General features: G+C 63.9%; 14 protein-coding genes. 4 read left to right on the plus strand and 10 right to left on the minus strand.

Translation table 11 applies throughout. The annotated features are described in order from the left end of the window. Positions 1–23: 23 nt before the first annotated feature. Positions 24–1,040, minus strand: coding sequence for a TRAP transporter substrate-binding protein (locus IVB28_RS03495; protein WP_247524659.1), 1,017 nt, complete (start codon positions 1,038–1,040; stop codon positions 24–26). A 263-nt stretch (positions 1,041–1,303) separates the two neighbouring features. Between IVB28_RS03495 and pobA the strand changes: the two genes are divergently transcribed. Both pobA and IVB28_RS03505 read left to right on the plus strand, forming a co-directional pair. Next, positions 1,304–2,473 carry a 4-hydroxybenzoate 3-monooxygenase gene (pobA, locus tag IVB28_RS03500; protein WP_247524660.1) on the plus strand — a complete coding sequence of 390 codons (1,170 nt, stop codon included), beginning with the start codon at positions 1,304–1,306 and terminating at the stop codon, positions 2,471–2,473. Between the two features lie 215 nt (positions 2,474–2,688). Further along, positions 2,689–3,105 carry a PaaI family thioesterase gene (locus IVB28_RS03505; protein ID WP_247524661.1) on the plus strand — a complete coding sequence of 139 codons (417 nt, stop codon included), beginning with the start codon at positions 2,689–2,691 and terminating at the stop codon, positions 3,103–3,105. A gap of 75 nt (positions 3,106–3,180) precedes the next feature. On the opposite strand, the gene IVB28_RS03510 is transcribed toward IVB28_RS03505, so the two are convergent. Further along, positions 3,181–4,065 carry a LysR family transcriptional regulator gene (locus IVB28_RS03510; RefSeq protein ID WP_247524662.1) on the minus strand — a complete coding sequence of 295 codons (885 nt, stop codon included), beginning with the start codon at positions 4,063–4,065 and terminating at the stop codon, positions 3,181–3,183. 123 nt (positions 4,066–4,188) lie between these two features. On the opposite strand from IVB28_RS03510, the gene IVB28_RS03515 reads away from it, so the two are divergent. Further along, the gene (locus tag IVB28_RS03515) at positions 4,189–4,824 is read left to right on the plus strand and encodes a pyridoxamine 5'-phosphate oxidase family protein (protein WP_247524663.1); all 636 of its coding nucleotides are present in this window, start codon (positions 4,189–4,191) and stop codon (positions 4,822–4,824) included. 38 nt (positions 4,825–4,862) lie between these two features. Here the strand turns inward: IVB28_RS03515 and IVB28_RS03520 are convergent, their stop codons facing one another. From IVB28_RS03520 to IVB28_RS03530, 3 genes are read right to left on the minus strand one after another with little or no spacing between them, the layout of a single operon-like run. Next, a complete protein-coding gene (locus IVB28_RS03520; protein WP_247524664.1) occupies positions 4,863–5,594 on the minus strand; it encodes an ABC transporter ATP-binding protein in 732 nt (243 codons plus the stop codon). Next, positions 5,591–7,360 (minus strand): branched-chain amino acid ABC transporter ATP-binding protein/permease, encoded by a 1,770-nt coding sequence (locus tag IVB28_RS03525; protein ID WP_247524665.1) that lies wholly within the window; start codon positions 7,358–7,360, stop codon positions 5,591–5,593. Before IVB28_RS03525 ends, IVB28_RS03520 begins: the two co-directional genes overlap by 4 nt. 7 nt (positions 7,361–7,367) lie before the next feature. Then, positions 7,368–8,408: a branched-chain amino acid ABC transporter permease gene (locus IVB28_RS03530; protein WP_247524666.1), complete on the minus strand. Its 1,041-nt coding sequence runs from the start codon at positions 8,406–8,408 to the stop codon at positions 7,368–7,370. 180 nt (positions 8,409–8,588) lie between these two features. On the opposite strand from IVB28_RS03530, the gene IVB28_RS03535 reads away from it, so the two are divergent. Further along, positions 8,589–9,110: a MarR family transcriptional regulator gene (locus tag IVB28_RS03535; RefSeq protein ID WP_247524667.1), complete on the plus strand. Its 522-nt coding sequence runs from the start codon at positions 8,589–8,591 to the stop codon at positions 9,108–9,110. 60 nt (positions 9,111–9,170) lie between these two features. Here IVB28_RS03535 and IVB28_RS03540 read toward each other — a convergent pair whose 3' ends face one another. The 5 genes from IVB28_RS03540 to IVB28_RS03560 form a co-directional block, all read right to left on the minus strand. Further along, positions 9,171–11,267: an EAL domain-containing protein gene (locus tag IVB28_RS03540; RefSeq protein ID WP_247524668.1), complete on the minus strand. Its 2,097-nt coding sequence runs from the start codon at positions 11,265–11,267 to the stop codon at positions 9,171–9,173. A 220-nt stretch (positions 11,268–11,487) separates the two neighbouring features. After that, positions 11,488–12,771 carry a glycerate kinase gene (locus tag IVB28_RS03545; RefSeq protein ID WP_247524669.1) on the minus strand — a complete coding sequence of 428 codons (1,284 nt, stop codon included), beginning with the start codon at positions 12,769–12,771 and terminating at the stop codon, positions 11,488–11,490. 189 nt (positions 12,772–12,960) lie between these two features. Beyond that, complete coding sequence (locus IVB28_RS03550; RefSeq protein ID WP_247524670.1) at positions 12,961–14,190, minus strand: ABC transporter substrate-binding protein; 1,230 nt, start codon at positions 14,188–14,190, stop codon at positions 12,961–12,963. Positions 14,191–14,368: 178 nt separating this feature from the next. Next, complete coding sequence (locus tag IVB28_RS03555) at positions 14,369–15,598, minus strand: ABC transporter substrate-binding protein (RefSeq protein ID WP_247524671.1); 1,230 nt, start codon at positions 15,596–15,598, stop codon at positions 14,369–14,371. 258 nt (positions 15,599–15,856) lie between these two features. Further along, a complete protein-coding gene (locus IVB28_RS03560) occupies positions 15,857–17,083 on the minus strand; it encodes an ABC transporter substrate-binding protein (protein ID WP_247524672.1) in 1,227 nt (408 codons plus the stop codon). Between the last annotated feature and the right edge of the window lie 2 nt (positions 17,084–17,085).

Below are 17,085 nucleotides of genomic sequence, written 5' to 3' on the forward strand. Positions count from 1 at the left end.
GCCGCATGTGTTTCGACGAAGAGCTACTCCGCCAACGCGTTGTACTTCTTCAGCGAGGCCTTGAGCTCCGCGAGCGCGGCGTCAGCATCGGCGCCGGCCTTCTTGGCGCCCTCACTCCAGGTCTTCACCAGCGGCTCGGCGGCCTTCTTCCATGCGGCGGTCTGCTCCGGTGTCAGCTTGTAGACCTCGTGGCCGGATTCCGCCTTCACCTTGTCGATGCCGGCATCCTCGAACTTGCCCCAGTGCTCGCCGACCACGCCCGCCGTTTCGACCGAGCAGTTCTTGTCGATCGCGGCCTTCTGCTTGTCGGACATCGCGTTGTACTTGTCCTTGTTGATCACGAACACGAATGTCGTGGTGTAGAGCGGCGCCTCCATGTCGTATTTGGTCACCTTGTCGATGCCGAACAGCACCAGGGAGCCCCACGGGAAGGTAACGCCGTCAGCGACGCCGCGCTCGATGATGTCGCGCACTTCCGGCGCCGAGGACTGCACATTGGTGCCGCCGAGCGAGGTAACGAAGTTCGCCATGGTGGCGTGAGCCGGGCGGATCTTCATCCCCTTCACGTCCTCAGGGCTGACGATCTTCTTGGTTTTGGAATGGAAGGAGGAAGGCGAGTGGACGAAGGCGAGGCAGTATTTGACGTCCTTCATCTCCTTCTCGGCATATTTGCGATACCAGGCGTCCAGCCCCATCGAGCCGCCCTTGGCGTCGGAGATCAGGAAGGGCAGCTCGCCGGCGCCGACGATCGGGAAGCGGCCGGGCTGATAGCCGGGATTGACGTAGGTGACGTCGGCGATGCCGTCGCGTGCCATGTCGTAATGGTCGAACGCCTTGCCGAGCTGCTGGGCCGGAAACACCTTGCCCTTGATGGTGCCGCCGGAATCCTTCTCAACCGCCGCGGCCCAGTCTTCCAGCGATTTTTGCAGGGGATGCGAGGCCGGCACCCAGTGCGAGATCTTCAAATCGAAGGTCTTGTCCTGCGCGACGGCAGGCGTCACGCTCGCGGCCAGCAGCAATGCCAGACAGGCTTTTCTCATCACGCGTCTCTCCCTGTTTTCGACGGCGGGCTTCGATCGCCCGGTCTCGTTAATTAACATGTTATCTAATTGGCCGGCGCGTTCAAGCCGGAACTGGCGCGCGCCTCGTCGCGCCGTCTACGTCAGCCATCCTGCATGGATTTGTCGCTGCCCGGGCGACGACCGCTCCCTTTTGCCCAAACGTTATATGATATAATTATCGTCTACGGGCCGGTGCGGCAACCAGCCCGCGCGGAAGCCTACAGGATCGGAAGGAGCAAGTATTGCGGACAAAAGTCGCAATCATCGGGGCCGGGCCCGCCGGATTGTTGCTCGGGCAACTGCTGCATGTTTACGGCATCGACAATGTCATCCTGGAGCGGCAGAGCCCGGACTATGTGCTCGGCCGCATCCGCGCCGGCCTCCTGGAGGAGGGAACTGTCGCGCTGCTCGACCAGATCGGCGCCGGCGCGCGGGCGCATGCCGAGGGCCTCGTGCATGAAGGCATCGAGCTCGCCTTTTCCGGGCGCCGTCACCGCGTCGACATGAAGGGCGCGACCGGCAAGACGGTGATGATCTACGGCCAGACCGAGGTCACGCTCGACCTGATGAACGCGCGCAAGGCCGCCGGTCTCGTCTCGGTCTATGAGGCCAGCGACGTGCAGCCGCATGATTTCGACGGCAGTCACCCGCGCGTAACCTACTTCAAGGACGGCGTCACCCACACGATCGACTGCGACTTCATCGCCGGCTGTGACGGTTTTCACGGCGTCAGCCGCGCCAGCGTTCCGGCCACGTCGATCGAGGAATTCGAGCGGGTCTATCCGTTCGGCTGGCTCGGCATTTTGTCCGATACGCCGCCGGTCAGCCACGAGCTGATCTATTCCAACCACGCGCGCGGCTTTGCGCTCTGCACCATGCGCTCGACCAGACGCAGCCGCTACTATGTGCAGTGCGCGCTCGACGACCATGTCGACCAATGGCCCGACGACCGCTTCTGGGACGAATTGAAACGCCGGCTCGACCGGGAGGCGGCCGAAAGCCTCGTCACCGGACCCTCGATCGAGAAGAGCATCGCGCCCTTGCGCAGCTTCGTCGCCGAGCCGATGCGCTTCGGCCGGATGTTCTTGTGCGGCGACGCCGCGCACATCGTGCCGCCGACCGGCGCCAAGGGCCTGAACCTCGCTGCTTCCGACGCACACTATCTGTCGAGCGCGTTGCGCGAGTTCTACGACGAGAATTCCAGCGCCGGGATCGACGCCTATTCCGCCACCGCGCTGGCGCGGGTGTGGAAGGCCGTGCGCTTCTCCTGGTGGATGACATCGATGCTGCACAAATTTCCCGACACCGGCACCATCGGTGCCCGCATCCAGCTCGCCGAGCTCGACTACGTCACCCGGTCGCAGGCCGCGATGACGTCGCTGTCGGAGAATTATGTCGGGCTGCCGTTTTAGGACGGTGTCGACGCCATATGCTCCGTCATTGCGAGCGAAGCAATCCAGGAGTCCCTCCGCGGTGACAGTCTGGATTGCTTCGTCGCAAGGGCTCCTCGCAATGACGGCGGAGGCCTTATTCAAACACCCGCGCAAATTCCGTTTAAAACTTTGTAGGTGGTGCATCTGTTGCGCTCGGCGCGTTCAATGGCGGCAGCCAGCATCGTGAGACAGTCATGACCAGCTCCGACATTCCTCCCGGCTTCGAGCCGCATTTCCGCAAAGCTCCGCTCACCGATCCCTGGGAGCCGCTCTACTCCAGGAAGACCGACAAGGGCGTCACCGTGGGATTGCGGCTGGCGACGCCGCACACCAATGCGCGCGGGCTGATCCATGGCGGCCTGATCGCGGCGCTGGCCGATGCTGCCATGGGCTACAGCTGCGCGCATGCGACGGGCTGGACGACCTCGCTCGTCACGATCTCGCTGTCGGTTGATTATGTCGGCGCGGCGGAGATCGGCCAATGGCTCGCGGTCGAGGGCGAGGCGATCAAGACCGGCTCTACGATCTGTTTCGCACAATGCCTGGCGAGGGCCGACGACGCCGTGATCGCGCGGGCGAGCGGAACGTTTCGTGTGGTGCCGAAGAAGTAGTTGTCTCGTGCCCCGGACCCAGCGCAGCGCCTCTTCGGCTGTGCGCCGCTCCGCGGCGCGTCCGGTAACACGCACCTAGCCAAACCGCCACGCGGTCGTCTCCACCACGAGGTCGATGAACGCGCGGACCTTGGCCGAGAGCAGGCGCGACGTCGGATAGACGATGTGGATCGGAAGCGCCGGCTGTTCGTATGCCGCGAGCACGATTTTGAGCCGCCCGCGCTTTAGGCCGTCGGCGGCCTGATAAGCCAGCACCCGCGTTACGCCCCCGCCGGCCTCGGCATATTGCAGCGCCGCGTCGGCGCTGTTGCTGATGAAACGGGGCGACGGCTTCACCTCCATGTCGCGGCCCTCGCGCAGGAAGCGCCATTCGGACCAGGGGCCGAACTGGATGGTCTGATGTGCGGGGAGGGCTTCCGGCGTTTTGGGCTCGCCGTGGCGCTTGAGATAGCCGGGCGAGGCCACCACGATCCGCCGCATTTCGCCAACCTGGCGCGCCACCAGGGAGGAATCGGCGAGGTGACCGATCCGCACAGCGGCGTCAACGGCGTCCTCCACGAGATTGACGAGATGGTCGGAGAGCCGCAATTCGCAGGCGACCTCGGGATAGCGCTTGAGATAGGCCGTCATGACCGGCCCGACATGCAGACGGCCGAAGCCGACCGGGGCCGATACCACGAGCCGTCCGCTCGGCCGGTTGCGCTCGTCCCGCGCGGAGCCGTCGGCCTCCTCGACATCGGCGAGGATGCGCCGCGCGCGTTCCAGATAGCGCGTGCCGACATCGGTCAATCTCACCTGCCGCGTGGTCCGCTGCAGCAGCCGCGCGCCGAGATGCTCCTCCAGCGCCGCGATCAGCCGCGTCACTGCCGACGGCGACAGCCGCAGCTTGCGCGCCGCCGGCGCAAAGCCGCGCAGATCGGCGACGGCGACGAACACGTGCATGGCTTCGAGGCGGTCCATAGCACTATTGCATATACTGCAACAATGAAGTGTCAAGCCGAATGATTGTTCGAGGCTCGTTGCAAGCCCATATTGGCTAGCGAAAGACGCAGCAGTGCGCCGGAATTTTCAGGAGACGTTCCGATGACGACCGCATCCCACATCTATGCGAGTGACGTGGCCTTCTCGCCCGCGGTGAAGGCGATCCAGGGGCGCAAGGGTTCGCGCGAGGCTTATGCGGGCAACGAGCAGCGCGGCTGGCGCACCGAGGTCGACGAGAACCTCGAAACCTTCCTCACCGAATCCAACAGCTTCTATTTCGCCACCGCATCAGGGGACGGCCAGCCCTATATCCAGCACCGCGGCGGTCCCAAGGGCTTTCTCAAGGTGCTGGATAAGCAGACGCTTGCCTTCGCCGACTATGCCGGCAACCAGCAGTTCATCACCCAGGGGAATCTCTCGGAGAATCCCAAGGCGTACATCTTCGTGATGGACTACGCCCATCGTCGCCGCGTGAAGATCTGGGGCGAGGCGCGCGTCGTTGAGGACGATGAGGCGCTGACGATGTCGCTGATGCCGAAAGGCTATCGCGCGCGGCCCGAGCAGGTGATCCTGTTCAAGATCGCCGCCTGGGACACCAACTGCCCGCAGCACATCCCGCAGAAGTTCGAGGCGGGCGACGTTGCCGCGGCGCTGGCGATGAGGGATGCGAGGATTGCGGAGCTGGAGGCGGAACTGGCGTCGCTGAAGGGCGAGCAGGCAGTGCGTGTAGCTCCGTAATGCGCGGCTCGCTTACCCTCCAGGGGAGGGTAAGAGCATCAGATCGCGCTCTCGCCTTCGTGCTGGAAGCCGAGATAGCTCGCCGCGACCCGCTCATTCGCCGCGATGTCGCTGGCTTTGCCGCTGAGCACGAACTCGCCGAGCTCCATGACATAGGCCTGGTCCGCGATCTTCAGCGCGGCCTGCGCGTTCTGCTCGACCAGCAGGACGGAAACGCCGCTGGCGCGCAGCTCGGTGACGATACGGAAGATATCGGCGACGATGATCGGCGCGAGGCCGAGGCTGGGTTCGTCCAGCATCAGGAGCTTCGGCTCGCCCATCAGCGCGCGGCCCATCGCGAGCATCTGCTGCTCGCCGCCGGAGAGCGTGCCGGCGAGCTGCTTGCGGCGCTCCTTCAGCCGCGGGAACAGCGCGTAGACGCGCTCCATCGAGGCTTTGGCCTTGCTTCGCTCGATGCGGAAGGCACCTAACTCGAGATTGTCCTCGACATTCATGGTCACGAACAATTCGCGGTGCTCCGGAACGAGGCCGAGCCCCATCGCGACGCGATCCTCGATGTCGAGCCGGGCGAGATCCTGGCCGGCAAAGCTGACGCGGCCCCTCAGCGGCAGGATGCCGATGATGGCGGAGAGCAGTGTGGTCTTGCCGGCGCCGTTGGCGCCGACGATGGTGACGATCTCGTTGGCGCCCACCTCGAGCGAGACCGAGCGCACGGCCTCGACCTTGCCATAGGCGACATGGGCGTCGCTGACCGACAACAGCGCGCTCATGCTGCCACTCCGAGATAGGCCTTGATCACTTCAGGGTTGGTCTTGATCGTGGCGGGGGTGCCTTCAGCGATCTTGGTGCCGAAATCCAGCACCACGATGCGGTCGGCGAGGTTCATCACGAAGCCCATGTCGTGCTCGACCAGCAGCACGCTCATGCCACCGTCGCGCAAATCCCGCAGCAACTTGGCGAGCTGCTGTTTTTCCATGTGGCGCAGGCCGGCGGCCGGCTCGTCGAGCAGCAGCAGCATCGGATCGACGCAGAGCGCGCGGGCGATCTCGACGATGCGCTGCTGGCCAAGCGAGAGACTGCCCGCGAACTGATGCATCTGCTCAGTGAGGCCGACACGCTCGATCTGGCGGGCGGCCTCCGCGAGCAGTTTGGCTTCATCAGCGCGGTCGAGCCGCAGCATCGAGGCGATCGGCCCGGAATGGCCGCGCAGGTGCGCCCCGATCGCGACGTTTTCCAGCACGGTCATGTCAGGGACCAACTTCACATGCTGGAAGGTCCTGCTGATACCGAGCTTGACGATCTCCTGCGGCGGCGCCTTGTCGACCTTCCTGCCGAGCACCGAGACCGAGCCTGACGAGGCCGACAGCACGCCGGTGATCAGGTTGAACGTCGTGCTCTTGCCGGCGCCGTTCGGGCCGATCAGCGCGACGATCTCGCGGGTCTGGACGTCGAAGGAGACGTTGTTGACGGCGACGACGCCGCCGAACTGTTTTCGCGCTTTATCGACCTGGAGCAGGATGCTGGACTGGCCGGCCGAACGGGTGCGCTGCTCCAGCTTCAGCGAGGTGTCCGGCTTCCTGCCACTGGTACGCTCCGGCAGGAACGACATCAACCACGGCCAGAGGCCGCCGGGCGCGAGCTGCAACAGGGCCACCAGCATGATGCCGAACACGATGGTCTCGACCTGTCCGGAGCCGGGCAGGATCAGCGGCAGGTAGCTTTGCAGCACCTCCTTCAGGACCACGACGATCGCTGCGCCCAGGACCCCTCCCCAGACATAGCCGGCACCGCCGACCACCGCGATGAACAGATATTCGATGCCGGCCTGGGCGCCGAACGGCGTCGGGTTCACCGCGCGCTGAAGATGTGCGTAGAGCCAACCGGAGAGGCCGGCGAGCACCGCGGCATGGATGAACACCAGCAATTTGGCGCGCGGCGTGTGCACGCCGAACGCTTCGGCGGCGACATGACCCCGGCGCAGCGCACGGATGGCGCGGCCGGTGCGGGAATCCAGCAGGTTCATCGTCAGCAGCGCCGACACGATCACGGCGACCCAGATCGCGTAATAGATCGAGCCGGGCGAGAGCATCTTGAATGTGCCGATCGACAGCGGCGGGATCGCCGAGATGCCGTCGTTCCTCCCCAGGAATTCCAGCTTGCTGAAGAGATAGAACAGCCCGAGCCCCCAGGCGAGGGTGCCGAGCGGCAGATAATGGCCGGAGAGGCGGACTGTGATCAGCCCGAGCAGTACCGCCAGCGAACCGCTGACGACGAGCGACAGCGGCAGCGTCAGCCAGGGCGACAGGCCATAGGCCGTCGACAGCACCGCGGTGGTGTAGGCGCCGAAGCCGACGAAGGCTGCCTGTCCGAACGAGGTCAGGCCCCCGACGCCGGTCAGCAGCACGAGGCCCATCGCAACCAGGGCCGCGAGACCGACATTGTCGAGCAGCACGATCCAGAACGGCGGCATGCCGGGGACGAACGGGATCGCCGCCATGACGAGTGCGAAGACGAGAATGGGAAGCCGGCTCTGCATCTTGGCGTCAGTCCTTGTCTTCCTCGACCGCCGGCGCGGCGAGCGAGCGCAGCAGCAGCACGGGGATCAGCAGCATGAAAACGATCACCTCCTTGTAGTTGGAGGCATAGAAGGACGAGAACGCCTCGACGAGGCCGACGACCAGCGCCGCGACGGCGGTCAAGGGGTAGCTGACTAGGCCGCCGATGATCGCGGCGACGAAACCCTTCAGGCCGATCAGGAAGCCGCTGTCATAGTAGAGCGTCGTGATCGGCACGATCATGATGCCCGACAGCGCGCCGATGACGGATGCCAGCAGAAAGGCGATCTGCCCCGACAGCGTGGTGCGGATGCCGACGAGCCGCGCCCCTAACCGGTTCACGGCGGTCGCGCGCAGCGCCTTGCCGTAGAGCGTCAGGCCGAAGAACAGCCAGAGCCCGACGATGAAGGCGATGGTGATGCCGTAGACGGTGAGGCTCTGGCCGGTGAAGCGCAGCGAGCCCGCGGTGAAAGCGCCGGACAGCACGGCTGGTCCACGCTGGCCTTCGGCGCCGAAGAACAGGAGGCCCAGCCCCTGCAGCGCGAGATGGACGCCCACGGATGCGATCAGCAGCACCAGCACGGAGGTGTGGGCCAGCGGCTGGAATGCGACGCGATAGAGATAGAGACCGATCATCGCCACGATCACCAGCGACAGCGCGATGCTGACGACGACCGGCGGCTTCTGGGCGGTGAAATACACGGTCAGCGCCAATACGATGGCCGGCAGCGCGATGTTGGTGATAGCGCTACGCAGGATCAGCCGCCCGTGCAGCGCCTTGCGCGCCACGAACAGGTCGAAGGCGAAGGCGCCGATGCCCAGCGCAAGCGCGAGCTTTGCCGTGCCCGGCATCTGGCCCGCGGCCAGCGAGGCATAGGTCAGCGCGCCGTAGGTGACGAATTCGCCCTGGGGAATGAGGATCACCCGGGTGACGGCGAACACCAGCACCAGCGCGAGGCCGAGCAGGGCATAGATCGCGCCATTGGTGATGCCATCCTGCACCAGGAACAGCATGATGGTGGTATTCAAGACTGGACGCTCCCCCTTAAAGATTACGGACCGGTCCCCTCGATTGCGGTGGACGGTCCGCTCACAGCCATTGAAAAACGCATGCGAGATTTGATATGGTCCATAACAATTATCAAATATAACATCAAGGGCGGGACGGACGACCTGTCCCGAATTTAGCGGGATTACGAGCACGAGGCGATGACCGTTTCCAAAGCCGCTGGAAAGTCCTCTGAAAAGCCTGCCGAGACGGCCAAGGGCCGCAAGGACGTGGCCGAGGCGCAACCGGAGGCGCTCCAGCTCGGCGAGCTCTCCGAACAGCTCGGCTATATCCTGAAGCGGGCGCAGCTCAAGGTGTTCGAGAACTTCCTGCGCTGCATGGCCTCGCTCCAGCTGACGCCGGCGCAATTCTCCGTTCTGCTGCTGGTCGAGAAGAATCCCGGCCGTAACCAGACCGAGATCGCCTCCACCCTCGGCATCCTCAGGCCGAACTTCGTGGCAATGCTCGACAATCTCGAGAGCCGCGACCTTTGCGCCCGGATCCGCTCCACCAACGACCGCCGCTCGCACATCCTGGTGCTGACGGACAAGGGCAAGGCCGTGCTGGCCCGCGCTAGGAAGCTCGCCGCCACCAAGCACGAGGCCCGGTTGAACGATTTGCTCGGCCAGGCCAACCGCGAAGCCCTCATTGCGATGCTCTCGAAGATCGCCAGCGAATTCTGAGAGGTTTCCTGAGCGGACGGCGGCACATCGAAGCCGGAAGCCCGCGCAGGCCGAAGGCAGCTAAGCCGCAGCGAACCGATCCGGCATGGCAGGCGCTTCCGCGCTCAGGAAGCGGCGCTCGATCTCTGCTGCGGGCAGGGGAGGGCTGAACAGGTAGCCCTGCATTTCCGTGCAGCCTTCCGCTGCGATCCGATCCCGTTGCTCCTCGGTCTCCACGCCTTCCGCCGTGGTGGTCATGCCCATCCCGCGCGCCAGCGCCGCCACCGCCCGCACGATGCTGAGAGATCCCGCGTCGTTTGCCACGCCGCTGACGAATGACCGGTCGATCTTGATCTTGTCGAAGGGGAAGCATTGCAGATAGGTCAGCGAGGAATAGCCGGTGCCGAAATCGTCCATCGCGATCCTGATGCCCAGCGCGCGAAGCTGATGCAGCGTCGCCAGGGTGGCATTGCGGTCCTGCAGCAGAACGCTTTCCGTGATCTCGATCTCCAGCCGCTGCGGATCGAGGCCGGAGGCGGCCAGCGCGCCCACGATCACCTCCGTCAGGCCGGGCTGGCGGAATTGCACCGCCGAGATGTTGACGGCGACCTGCAGATGGCACGGCCACCGGCTCGCGGTGGCACACGCCTGCCGGATCACCCATTCTCCGATCGGCACGATCAGGCCGATCTCTTCGGCCAACGGGATGAAGCTGCTCGGTGCGACCAGTCCGCGCCGTGGATGTCGCCAGCGGATCAAGGCTTCGACCCCACAGATCTCGCGGCCGCTGGTCTTCACGATCGGCTGGTAGTGCAGCTCGAACGCGCCCGCCGCAAGGCCCTCGCGCAGATCCTGCTCCAGCGCGCGACGGCTTTGCGCCTCCGCATCCATGGCCGGTTCGAAGAAGCGGTGCATGCCGCGACCGTCGCTCTTGGCGCGATACAAAGCGAGATCGGCATTGTGCAGGAGCTGCTCTGGCGTGGACCCGTCGCCCGGCGCAATGGAGATCCCGATGCTCGCGCTGGCAACGGCCTGGTGTCCACCGAGCCCGAATGGCGCACCCAGTCCGCTCACGACGCGATGCGCCAGCAGATCCGCTTCGCTCCGGTCGGAAATCGGCGTCTGCAGGATGACGAATTCATCGCCGCCCATGCGGGCGATCGTGTCGCTGTCGCGCGTTAGCTGCCTGAGGCGGCGAGCGACATCCTGCAGCAGGATGTCGCCGGCCTGGTGGCCCAGCGTGTCGTTGACCGCCTTGAACTTGTCGAGGTCGATGTGATGGACCGCGAACATCCAGCCCTGTTCGAACGCCTGCTTGAGGCGCTGGCCGAGCAGGGCGCGATTGGCGAGGTCCGTCAGCGCGTCGTGGTGCGCCATATGCGCGATCCGCAATTCCGCCTTGCGCTGCTCGGTGATGTCTTCGTGGGTCGCGACCCACCCGAGATCCGGCATCGGCCGGTGCCTGATCTTGAAAGTCCGCCCGTTTCGCATCTCGACGATGCTATCCATGGCCTCGGCTGACGTGGCGACATCGGTACGCCATTTGGCGTATTCCTCCCGAGACATCGCGGGCACGCTGCCGACTTCGAAACGCAGGTCCAGGATCTCCTGGAGTGGCGTGCCCGGACGAACGCGGTCCGGCGGCAGGCCGTACATCTCGATGAAGTGCGTATTGCAGACCAGCAGCCGATGGCCGGCGTCGAAGAAGCAGAGCCCGTGCGACATGTTGTTGATCGCGATGTCGAACTGGAAATTGCGCTCCTGAAGCCGCGCACTGAGCTCTTCGCGCTCGGTAATGTCCTCGTGGGTCGCCATGCCGCCGCCGCCGGGCAGGGGATGGATGGTGTAGGCGATGATCCTTCCGTCCGCGAATTGCTGCACCGTCTTTTCGCGGGCGACCGCACCTTGCGTGCGTGCGCGCACATAGGCACCGGCGTCGCCGCGGACGCTCAGTCCCAATTTGAGCCGATGCTCGATCAGATCCTTGATCGGCGTGCCCGGCCGCACCTGCTCGGGCGAGAGCGCGTACATCTCGATGTAGCGCGGATTGCAGAAAATGACCTTGCGGTCGCTGCCAAAGAGGATGATCCCGAGCCACAGATTATTGGCGGCGCACTTGAGCAGCTCGCCGAGCACGAGCGGATCAATGCCTGCGACCTCCTGATCACTCTGCGCCATGCGCGTTGCCTCCGGAACGACGCGATTAGAGCAGGCGGTGGTGAATGAGCCCAATAATTCGCCCAATTTCGGGGCACATTCCTGAAAGTGCGGCCAACGCGAGGTTAAGGCGCGGCCATGCCGCTCCCGGAAAAACAAGGGCGTCGGTGCGACTTCAGGAATCGTTAACCATGGCGTCCGGCGGAGCCGTGCGCGGAGCCGGCGGAGTGCTGCCGCCGTGTCAGTCGACCAGGATGACCCTGATGTCGTTCACGTTAGTCAGCGTCGGGCCCGGCAGCAGCAGGTCTCCCGTCGCCTCGAAGAACGCGGTGGCGTCGTTGTTGTCCAGATACGCCTGCGGCTGGAGCGCCAGCGTCTTCATCTTCGCGAACGTCGCCGCGTCGATCAGCGCGCCGGCGGGATCGGTGGGGTTGCCGGCGCCGCCGTCGGCACCATCGGTATCGCCAGCCAGCGCCGAGATATCCGGCGTGTCCTTCAGCAGGCTGGCGAGCGCCAGCGCGTATTCCTGGTTCGGCCCGCCGCGCCCATTGCCTCGCACTGTCACCGTGAGCTCGCCGCCGGAGAGGATCGCCAGACGCTTGCCTTGCGCGCGCGCTTGCAGCGCCAGCCTGGCGTGCGCGGCGGCGACCTCGCGCGCCTCCCCTTCCAGATCGGCACCGAGATCGATCGTCTCGTAGCCGGCCTCGCGCGCGAGCTTCACCGCGGCGTCGAGCGATTGCTTGGGCCGCGCGATCAGTTCGAAGGACGCGCGCGCGAAGGCGGCATCATCGGGCTTGCAGCTTTCGTTGCGTTCGTCCTCGAGCGCGCGGCGCACGGCGTCGTCGATGTCGAGCTTGCATTTCGCAACGATCGCGCGCGCATCGGCCAGCGTGGTCGGATCGGCGACCGTGGGACCGGAGGCGATGGCGGAGGGATCGTCATGCGGCACGTCCGAGATCGCGAGCGTCACGATCTCGGCGGCATTCCTGCCGGCGCGGGCAAGACGGCCACCCTTGATCCGCGACAGATGTTTCCTCACCGTGTTCATTTCGCCGATCGGTGCGCCCGAGCGCAGCAGCGCCTTGTTGACCGCCTGCTTCTGCGCGAAGCTGATGCCGTCGCTAGGCGCGATCCAGTTCGCCGAGCCGCCGCCGGTCAGCAGCACCAGGAGCAGATCGTCCGGTCCCGCCTCGCATGCAAGCGCGAGCGTGTCGGCCGCGCCTTTCAGGCCAGCCTCATCCGGCACGGGATGTCCGGCTTCGACCACGCGGATGCGGCGCGTCGGCACGCCGTAGCCATGGCGGGTGGTGGCGATGCCGACGATGCGTTCCGGTGCGAGCTGGAGCGTGTCGAGATAATGCCGCTCGGCCGCTGCGGCCATGGCGCCGGCGCCCTTGCCGGCCGCGAGGCAGATCACGCGTCCTTTGGGCGCGCGCGGCAAGTGCGGCGCCAGCACCACATTGGGATGGGCGGCGGCGACGGCAGCGTCGTAGAGCGCGCGGAGCAGGGGACGACGGTCGGTCATGACGATGGCCTTCGGCAGACAGAAGAAACTGGCGGCGAACGCCGCCGCTCACCTGCCTACCGCATCGGGCGTCAAAGCGTAAGCCGGCTTTGCCATCATTCGATTATGCAATCGCGTGATCACAATAGGCGGGCAAGCAAAAGCCCCCTGCGAGGGTCTCGCAGGGGGCTGGTTTCTTGCTCGAGACCGCTAGCCGCCGGCTTCGGCGTTGATCACGTCGCCGAACAGCTCCCATCGCTCGCCCTTGAAGCGCTGCAGCTGCAGTGAGCTGATCGGTGCGAAATCGGTCGGCGAGGTGTTGATCATGATGCCGGGCAGCAGCACCTCGGTGCGGAAGTCCTTCAGGCTGGCCGCCTGCTTCATGACGTTCGCGCGCGTGAGGTCGTCGCCGCAGTTCTTGAGCACCTGGACCAGTGTCTGCGCCACGCCGTACCCGACGATCGTGCCGTTATCGGTCTTGTCGCCTTCGGGGAAGTATTTCGTCATGAACTCGACGAATGTCTTCATGCCTGCGTCATTGGCCCATTGCGCGTCGGTAGTGTCTTTCAGATACGCGGCCGAGATGATGCCTTGTGCATTCTCGAATCCGGCGGGCTTGATCACGCTGCCGACCGAGGCCGAGACGTTGTTGAGGAAATGAATCGGCTTCCAGCCGATCTCGGCATTCTTCTTGATCGCCTGGGCCGCAAACTTCGGAGTGGTGATATTGACGAAGACGTCTGCGCCCGTCGACTTGAGCTTTACGATGTGGTTGTCGATCGTCGGCTCGGATGTCTCGTAGCTTTCCTCCATCACGATCATGCTGGCGGCCTTTGCGCCCAGACCGTCTTTCAGACCCTTGAGATAGTCCTTGCCGTAATCGTCGTTCTGGAACAGCACGGCGATCTTCGCGTTTGGCATCTCCTTCAGGATGTATTTCGCGTAGATCTGCGTTTCACTCTGGTAGTTGGGCTGCCAGCCCATCGTCCATGGGAAGTCCTTCGGATCGTTCCACTTGGTGGCGCCGGTGGCGACGAACAGCTGCGGCACCTTCTTGGAGTTCATGTACTTCTGGATCGCCGAGTTCGGCGGCGTACCCAGCGAATTGAAGATCAGCAGCACTTCGTCGCTTTCGACCAGCTTGCGCGCCTGCTCGACGGTCTTCGGCGGCGAATAGCCGTCGTCATAGGAGATGAAGTTGATCTTGCGGCCGTTGATGCCGCCCTCTTCGTTGATCTTCTTGAAATAGGCGGCCTCGGTCCGCCCGATGATGCCGTAGGCGGAGGCCGGTCCGCTGTAGGGCATGATGTTGCCGATCTTGATCTCGGTATCGGTCGCGCCGGTATCGTATTTCTTCTGGGCCGACGCAGTGGAGGTCGTGGCCGCAATGAGGGCGAGCGCCAGTGAGGCGACCGCAAGCTTGCCGGTGACAGCGGGCATTCCTATCTCCCTATTTTTCTTGGTGTATGCGTCCTTGTTCTTGTCTTGATGGTTTTGTTGACGCGGGCGCAATTCAATACGATTTGCTCGAGAGCTTCAAGGAAAAGCCCCTGCGACAGGGCCGCAGGGGCTGCGTCTTTAGTCGATTGAGGCGAACATCTTTAGCAGCTGTTCAACGTCAACCGCCGACGTCCCCGCTCAGGATTTCTCCAAATCGCTCCCAGTGCTCACCCTTGAAGCGGATCAGTTGCAGCTGCGAGAGCGGCGCGAAGTCCGTGGCCGAGGTATTGACCTTGATGCCGGGAAGCAGGCCGGCCGGGTCGAAATCCTTCAGGTTGGCCGCCTGCTTCATGACGTTTTCGCGGGTAAGATCGTCACCGCAGGCCTTGAGCACCTGCACGAGGCCCTGGCTCACGATGTAGGCATACATCACGGAGGCATCTGCGCGATTTGCTTCGGGATAGTACTTATCCAGGAACTGATTCCAGGCGATCATCGCCGGGTCATTCTTCCATTGCGCATCGGTCGGATCTTTGAAGTATTGCGACGAGATGATATCCTGCGCGTTCTCGAACCCGGCCGGCTTGATGACGCTGCCGATCGACGCCGAGACGTTGTTGAGGAAATGCAGCGGCTTCCAGCCGAGTTCGCCGTTCTTCTTGATCGCCTGCGCCGCGAATTTCGGCGTAGTGATGTTCATGAAGACGTCGGCGCCTGAGGCCTTCAGCTTCACGATGTGCGAATCGATGGTCGGCTCGGAGACTTCATAGCTGTCCTCGACAACGATCAGCGAGGCCGCCTTGGCGCCAAGCCCGTCCTTGAAGCCCTTCAGATAATCCTTGCCGTAATCGTCGTTCTGATAAAGCACCGCGATCTTGGCGTCGGGTTTGTTCTTCAGGATGTACTTGGCGTAGATGACGGTCTCGCTCTGGTAGTTCGGCTGCCACCCCATCGTCCAGGGGAAGCTCTGCGGATCGTTCCACTTGGTGGCACCGGTGGCGACGAACAGCTGCGGCACCTTCTTCTGGTTCATGTATTTCTGGATCGCCGAGTTCGGGGGCGTGCCGAGCGGATTGAAGATCAGCAGCACCTCGTCGCTCTCGACCAGCTTGCGCGCCTGCTCCACGGTCTTCGGCGGCGAATAGGCGTCGTCATAGGAGACGAAGTTGATCTTGCGGCCGTTGATGCCACCTTCCGCGTTGATCTTCCGGAAAAACGCTTCCTCGGTCTTGCCGATCACGCCGTAGGCGGAAGCGGGTCCGCTGTAGGGCATGATGTTGCCGATCTTGATTTCGCTGTCGGATGCGCCGGTGTCGTATTTCTTCTGCGCGAACACCGCCGTGGACAGCGTGGCGGCCAGCACGAGGGCAGCCGAGAAGGCCCCCAATCGCACATGCATTGCAGGCATCTTGATCTCCCTGGGTGGGTTTGAATGTGTCGCGTTCTTGATTGGGAGCGATCATTGCGCGTCGCTCCGGCACGCATTGAACACCCTTCCCGGGCGGGCAGCAAGGAAAACGCCGCGCGGGTGCTGTCGCAGCAAGGCGCTCTTTTTTCGAGAGGATGCGGAATATTCCGGCGCGCGAGATGAGACGTGCCCGCACTCAGCCGCGGAGAAGTTGTCTGGTGAGATGCCGCTATTTTGAATTGCGCGCTTGCGCGGGGTTCAATGCCCGATCTCGCTGGAGATGATGTCGCCGAACAGCTCCCATTTGCGACCCTTGAAACGCATCATCTGGAGCTGCTCGATCGGGGCAAAATGATCCGGCGCGGTGTTGATCTTGATGCCCGGCAGCAGCGTGTCGGTTTCGAAATCCTTCAGGCTGGCGGCCTGCTTCATGACGTTCTCGCGGGTGAGATCGTCGCCGCACATCTGCAGCACCTTCACCATGGTTTGAGCTGCGGCATAGCCGAACACGACGCCGGCATCGAGCTTGTTGGCCTTGGGATCGTATTGCGCGAGGAAGTTATAGAACCTCTTCATGCCGTCGTCGGCATTCCACTGCGGATCGGAGCCGTCCTTGAGGTAGCTCGCCGACAGGACGCCCTGGGAGATCTCGAGCCCGGCCGGCTCGATCACGCCGCCGACCGAGGCCGAGACGTTGGACACGATGTGGACCGGATGCCAGTTGATTTCCGCCGCCTTCTTGATCGCCTGCGCGGCGAACTTCGGCGTGGTGATGCTGATGAAGACGTCGGCGCCGGAGGCCTTCAGCTTCACGACGTGCTCGTCGATCGCGGGCTCGGAGGTGTCGTAGGCCTCCTGCAGCACGATCATCGAGGCCTTGGCGCCGAGACCGTCCTTCAGCCCCTTCAGATAGTCCTTGCCGAAGTCGTCGTTCTGGTAGAGCACGCCGACCTTTCCGCCGGGCTTTTCCTTCATGATGTACTTGGCGTAGATGCGCGCCTCGCTCGCGTAGCTCGGCTGCCAGCCCATGGTCCACGGATATTGCTTGGGGTCATTCCACTTCGAGGCGCCGCTCGCCACGAACAATTGCGGCACCTTCTTCTCGTTCATGTATTTGCGGATGGCGCCGTTGGTGGACGTGCCGAGCGAACCGAAGATCAGGAGGACTCCGTCGCTCTCGACCAGCTTGCGTGCCTGCTCCACGCTCTTCGGCGGTGAATAGGCGTCGTCATAGGAGATGAACCTGATCTTGCGGCCGTTGACGCCGCCCTCGGCATTGACCTTGTTGAAGTATGCTTCCTCGGCCTTGCCGATCGCGGCATAGGCCGAGGCCGGGCCGCTATAGGGCATGATGTTGCCTATTCTGATCTCGGTATCGGAGGCGCCGCTGTCGTACTTCTTCTGCGCCAGTGCCGGGTTGCTTATCGCAGTGCACAAGGCGAGCGCGGTCCAGAGGGCCGCAACCTGAAAACGAACGGCGGTCATTG

The organism is Bradyrhizobium sp. 199 (genome assembly GCF_023073355.1).
Taxonomy (GTDB): domain Bacteria; phylum Pseudomonadota; class Alphaproteobacteria; order Rhizobiales; family Xanthobacteraceae; genus Bradyrhizobium.

Coding starts and splice junctions, on each gene's coding strand:
- IVB28_RS03510 (WP_247524662.1), bottom strand. CDS start 4,065: ATGGACCGCCTCGAAGCCATGCACGTGTTCGTCGCCGTCGCCGATCTG.
- IVB28_RS03550 (WP_247524670.1), bottom strand. CDS start 14,190: ATGCCCGCTGTCACCGGCAAGCTTGCGGTCGCCTCACTGGCGCTCGCC.
- IVB28_RS03505 (WP_247524661.1), top strand. CDS start 2,689: ATGACCAGCTCCGACATTCCTCCCGGCTTCGAGCCGCATTTCCGCAAA.
- IVB28_RS03545 (WP_247524669.1), bottom strand. CDS start 12,771: ATGACCGACCGTCGTCCCCTGCTCCGCGCGCTCTACGACGCTGCCGTC.
- IVB28_RS03560 (WP_247524672.1), bottom strand. CDS start 17,083: ATGACCGCCGTTCGTTTTCAGGTTGCGGCCCTCTGGACCGCGCTCGCC.
- IVB28_RS03525 (WP_247524665.1), bottom strand. CDS start 7,360: ATGCAGAGCCGGCTTCCCATTCTCGTCTTCGCACTCGTCATGGCGGCG.
- IVB28_RS03535 (WP_247524667.1), top strand. CDS start 8,589: ATGACCGTTTCCAAAGCCGCTGGAAAGTCCTCTGAAAAGCCTGCCGAG.
- IVB28_RS03495 (WP_247524659.1), bottom strand. CDS start 1,040: ATGAGAAAAGCCTGTCTGGCATTGCTGCTGGCCGCGAGCGTGACGCCT.
- IVB28_RS03540 (WP_247524668.1), bottom strand. CDS start 11,267: ATGGCGCAGAGTGATCAGGAGGTCGCAGGCATTGATCCGCTCGTGCTC.
- IVB28_RS03555 (WP_247524671.1), bottom strand. CDS start 15,598: ATGCCTGCAATGCATGTGCGATTGGGGGCCTTCTCGGCTGCCCTCGTG.
- IVB28_RS03520 (WP_247524664.1), bottom strand. CDS start 5,594: ATGAGCGCGCTGTTGTCGGTCAGCGACGCCCATGTCGCCTATGGCAAG.
- IVB28_RS03515 (WP_247524663.1), top strand. CDS start 4,189: ATGACGACCGCATCCCACATCTATGCGAGTGACGTGGCCTTCTCGCCC.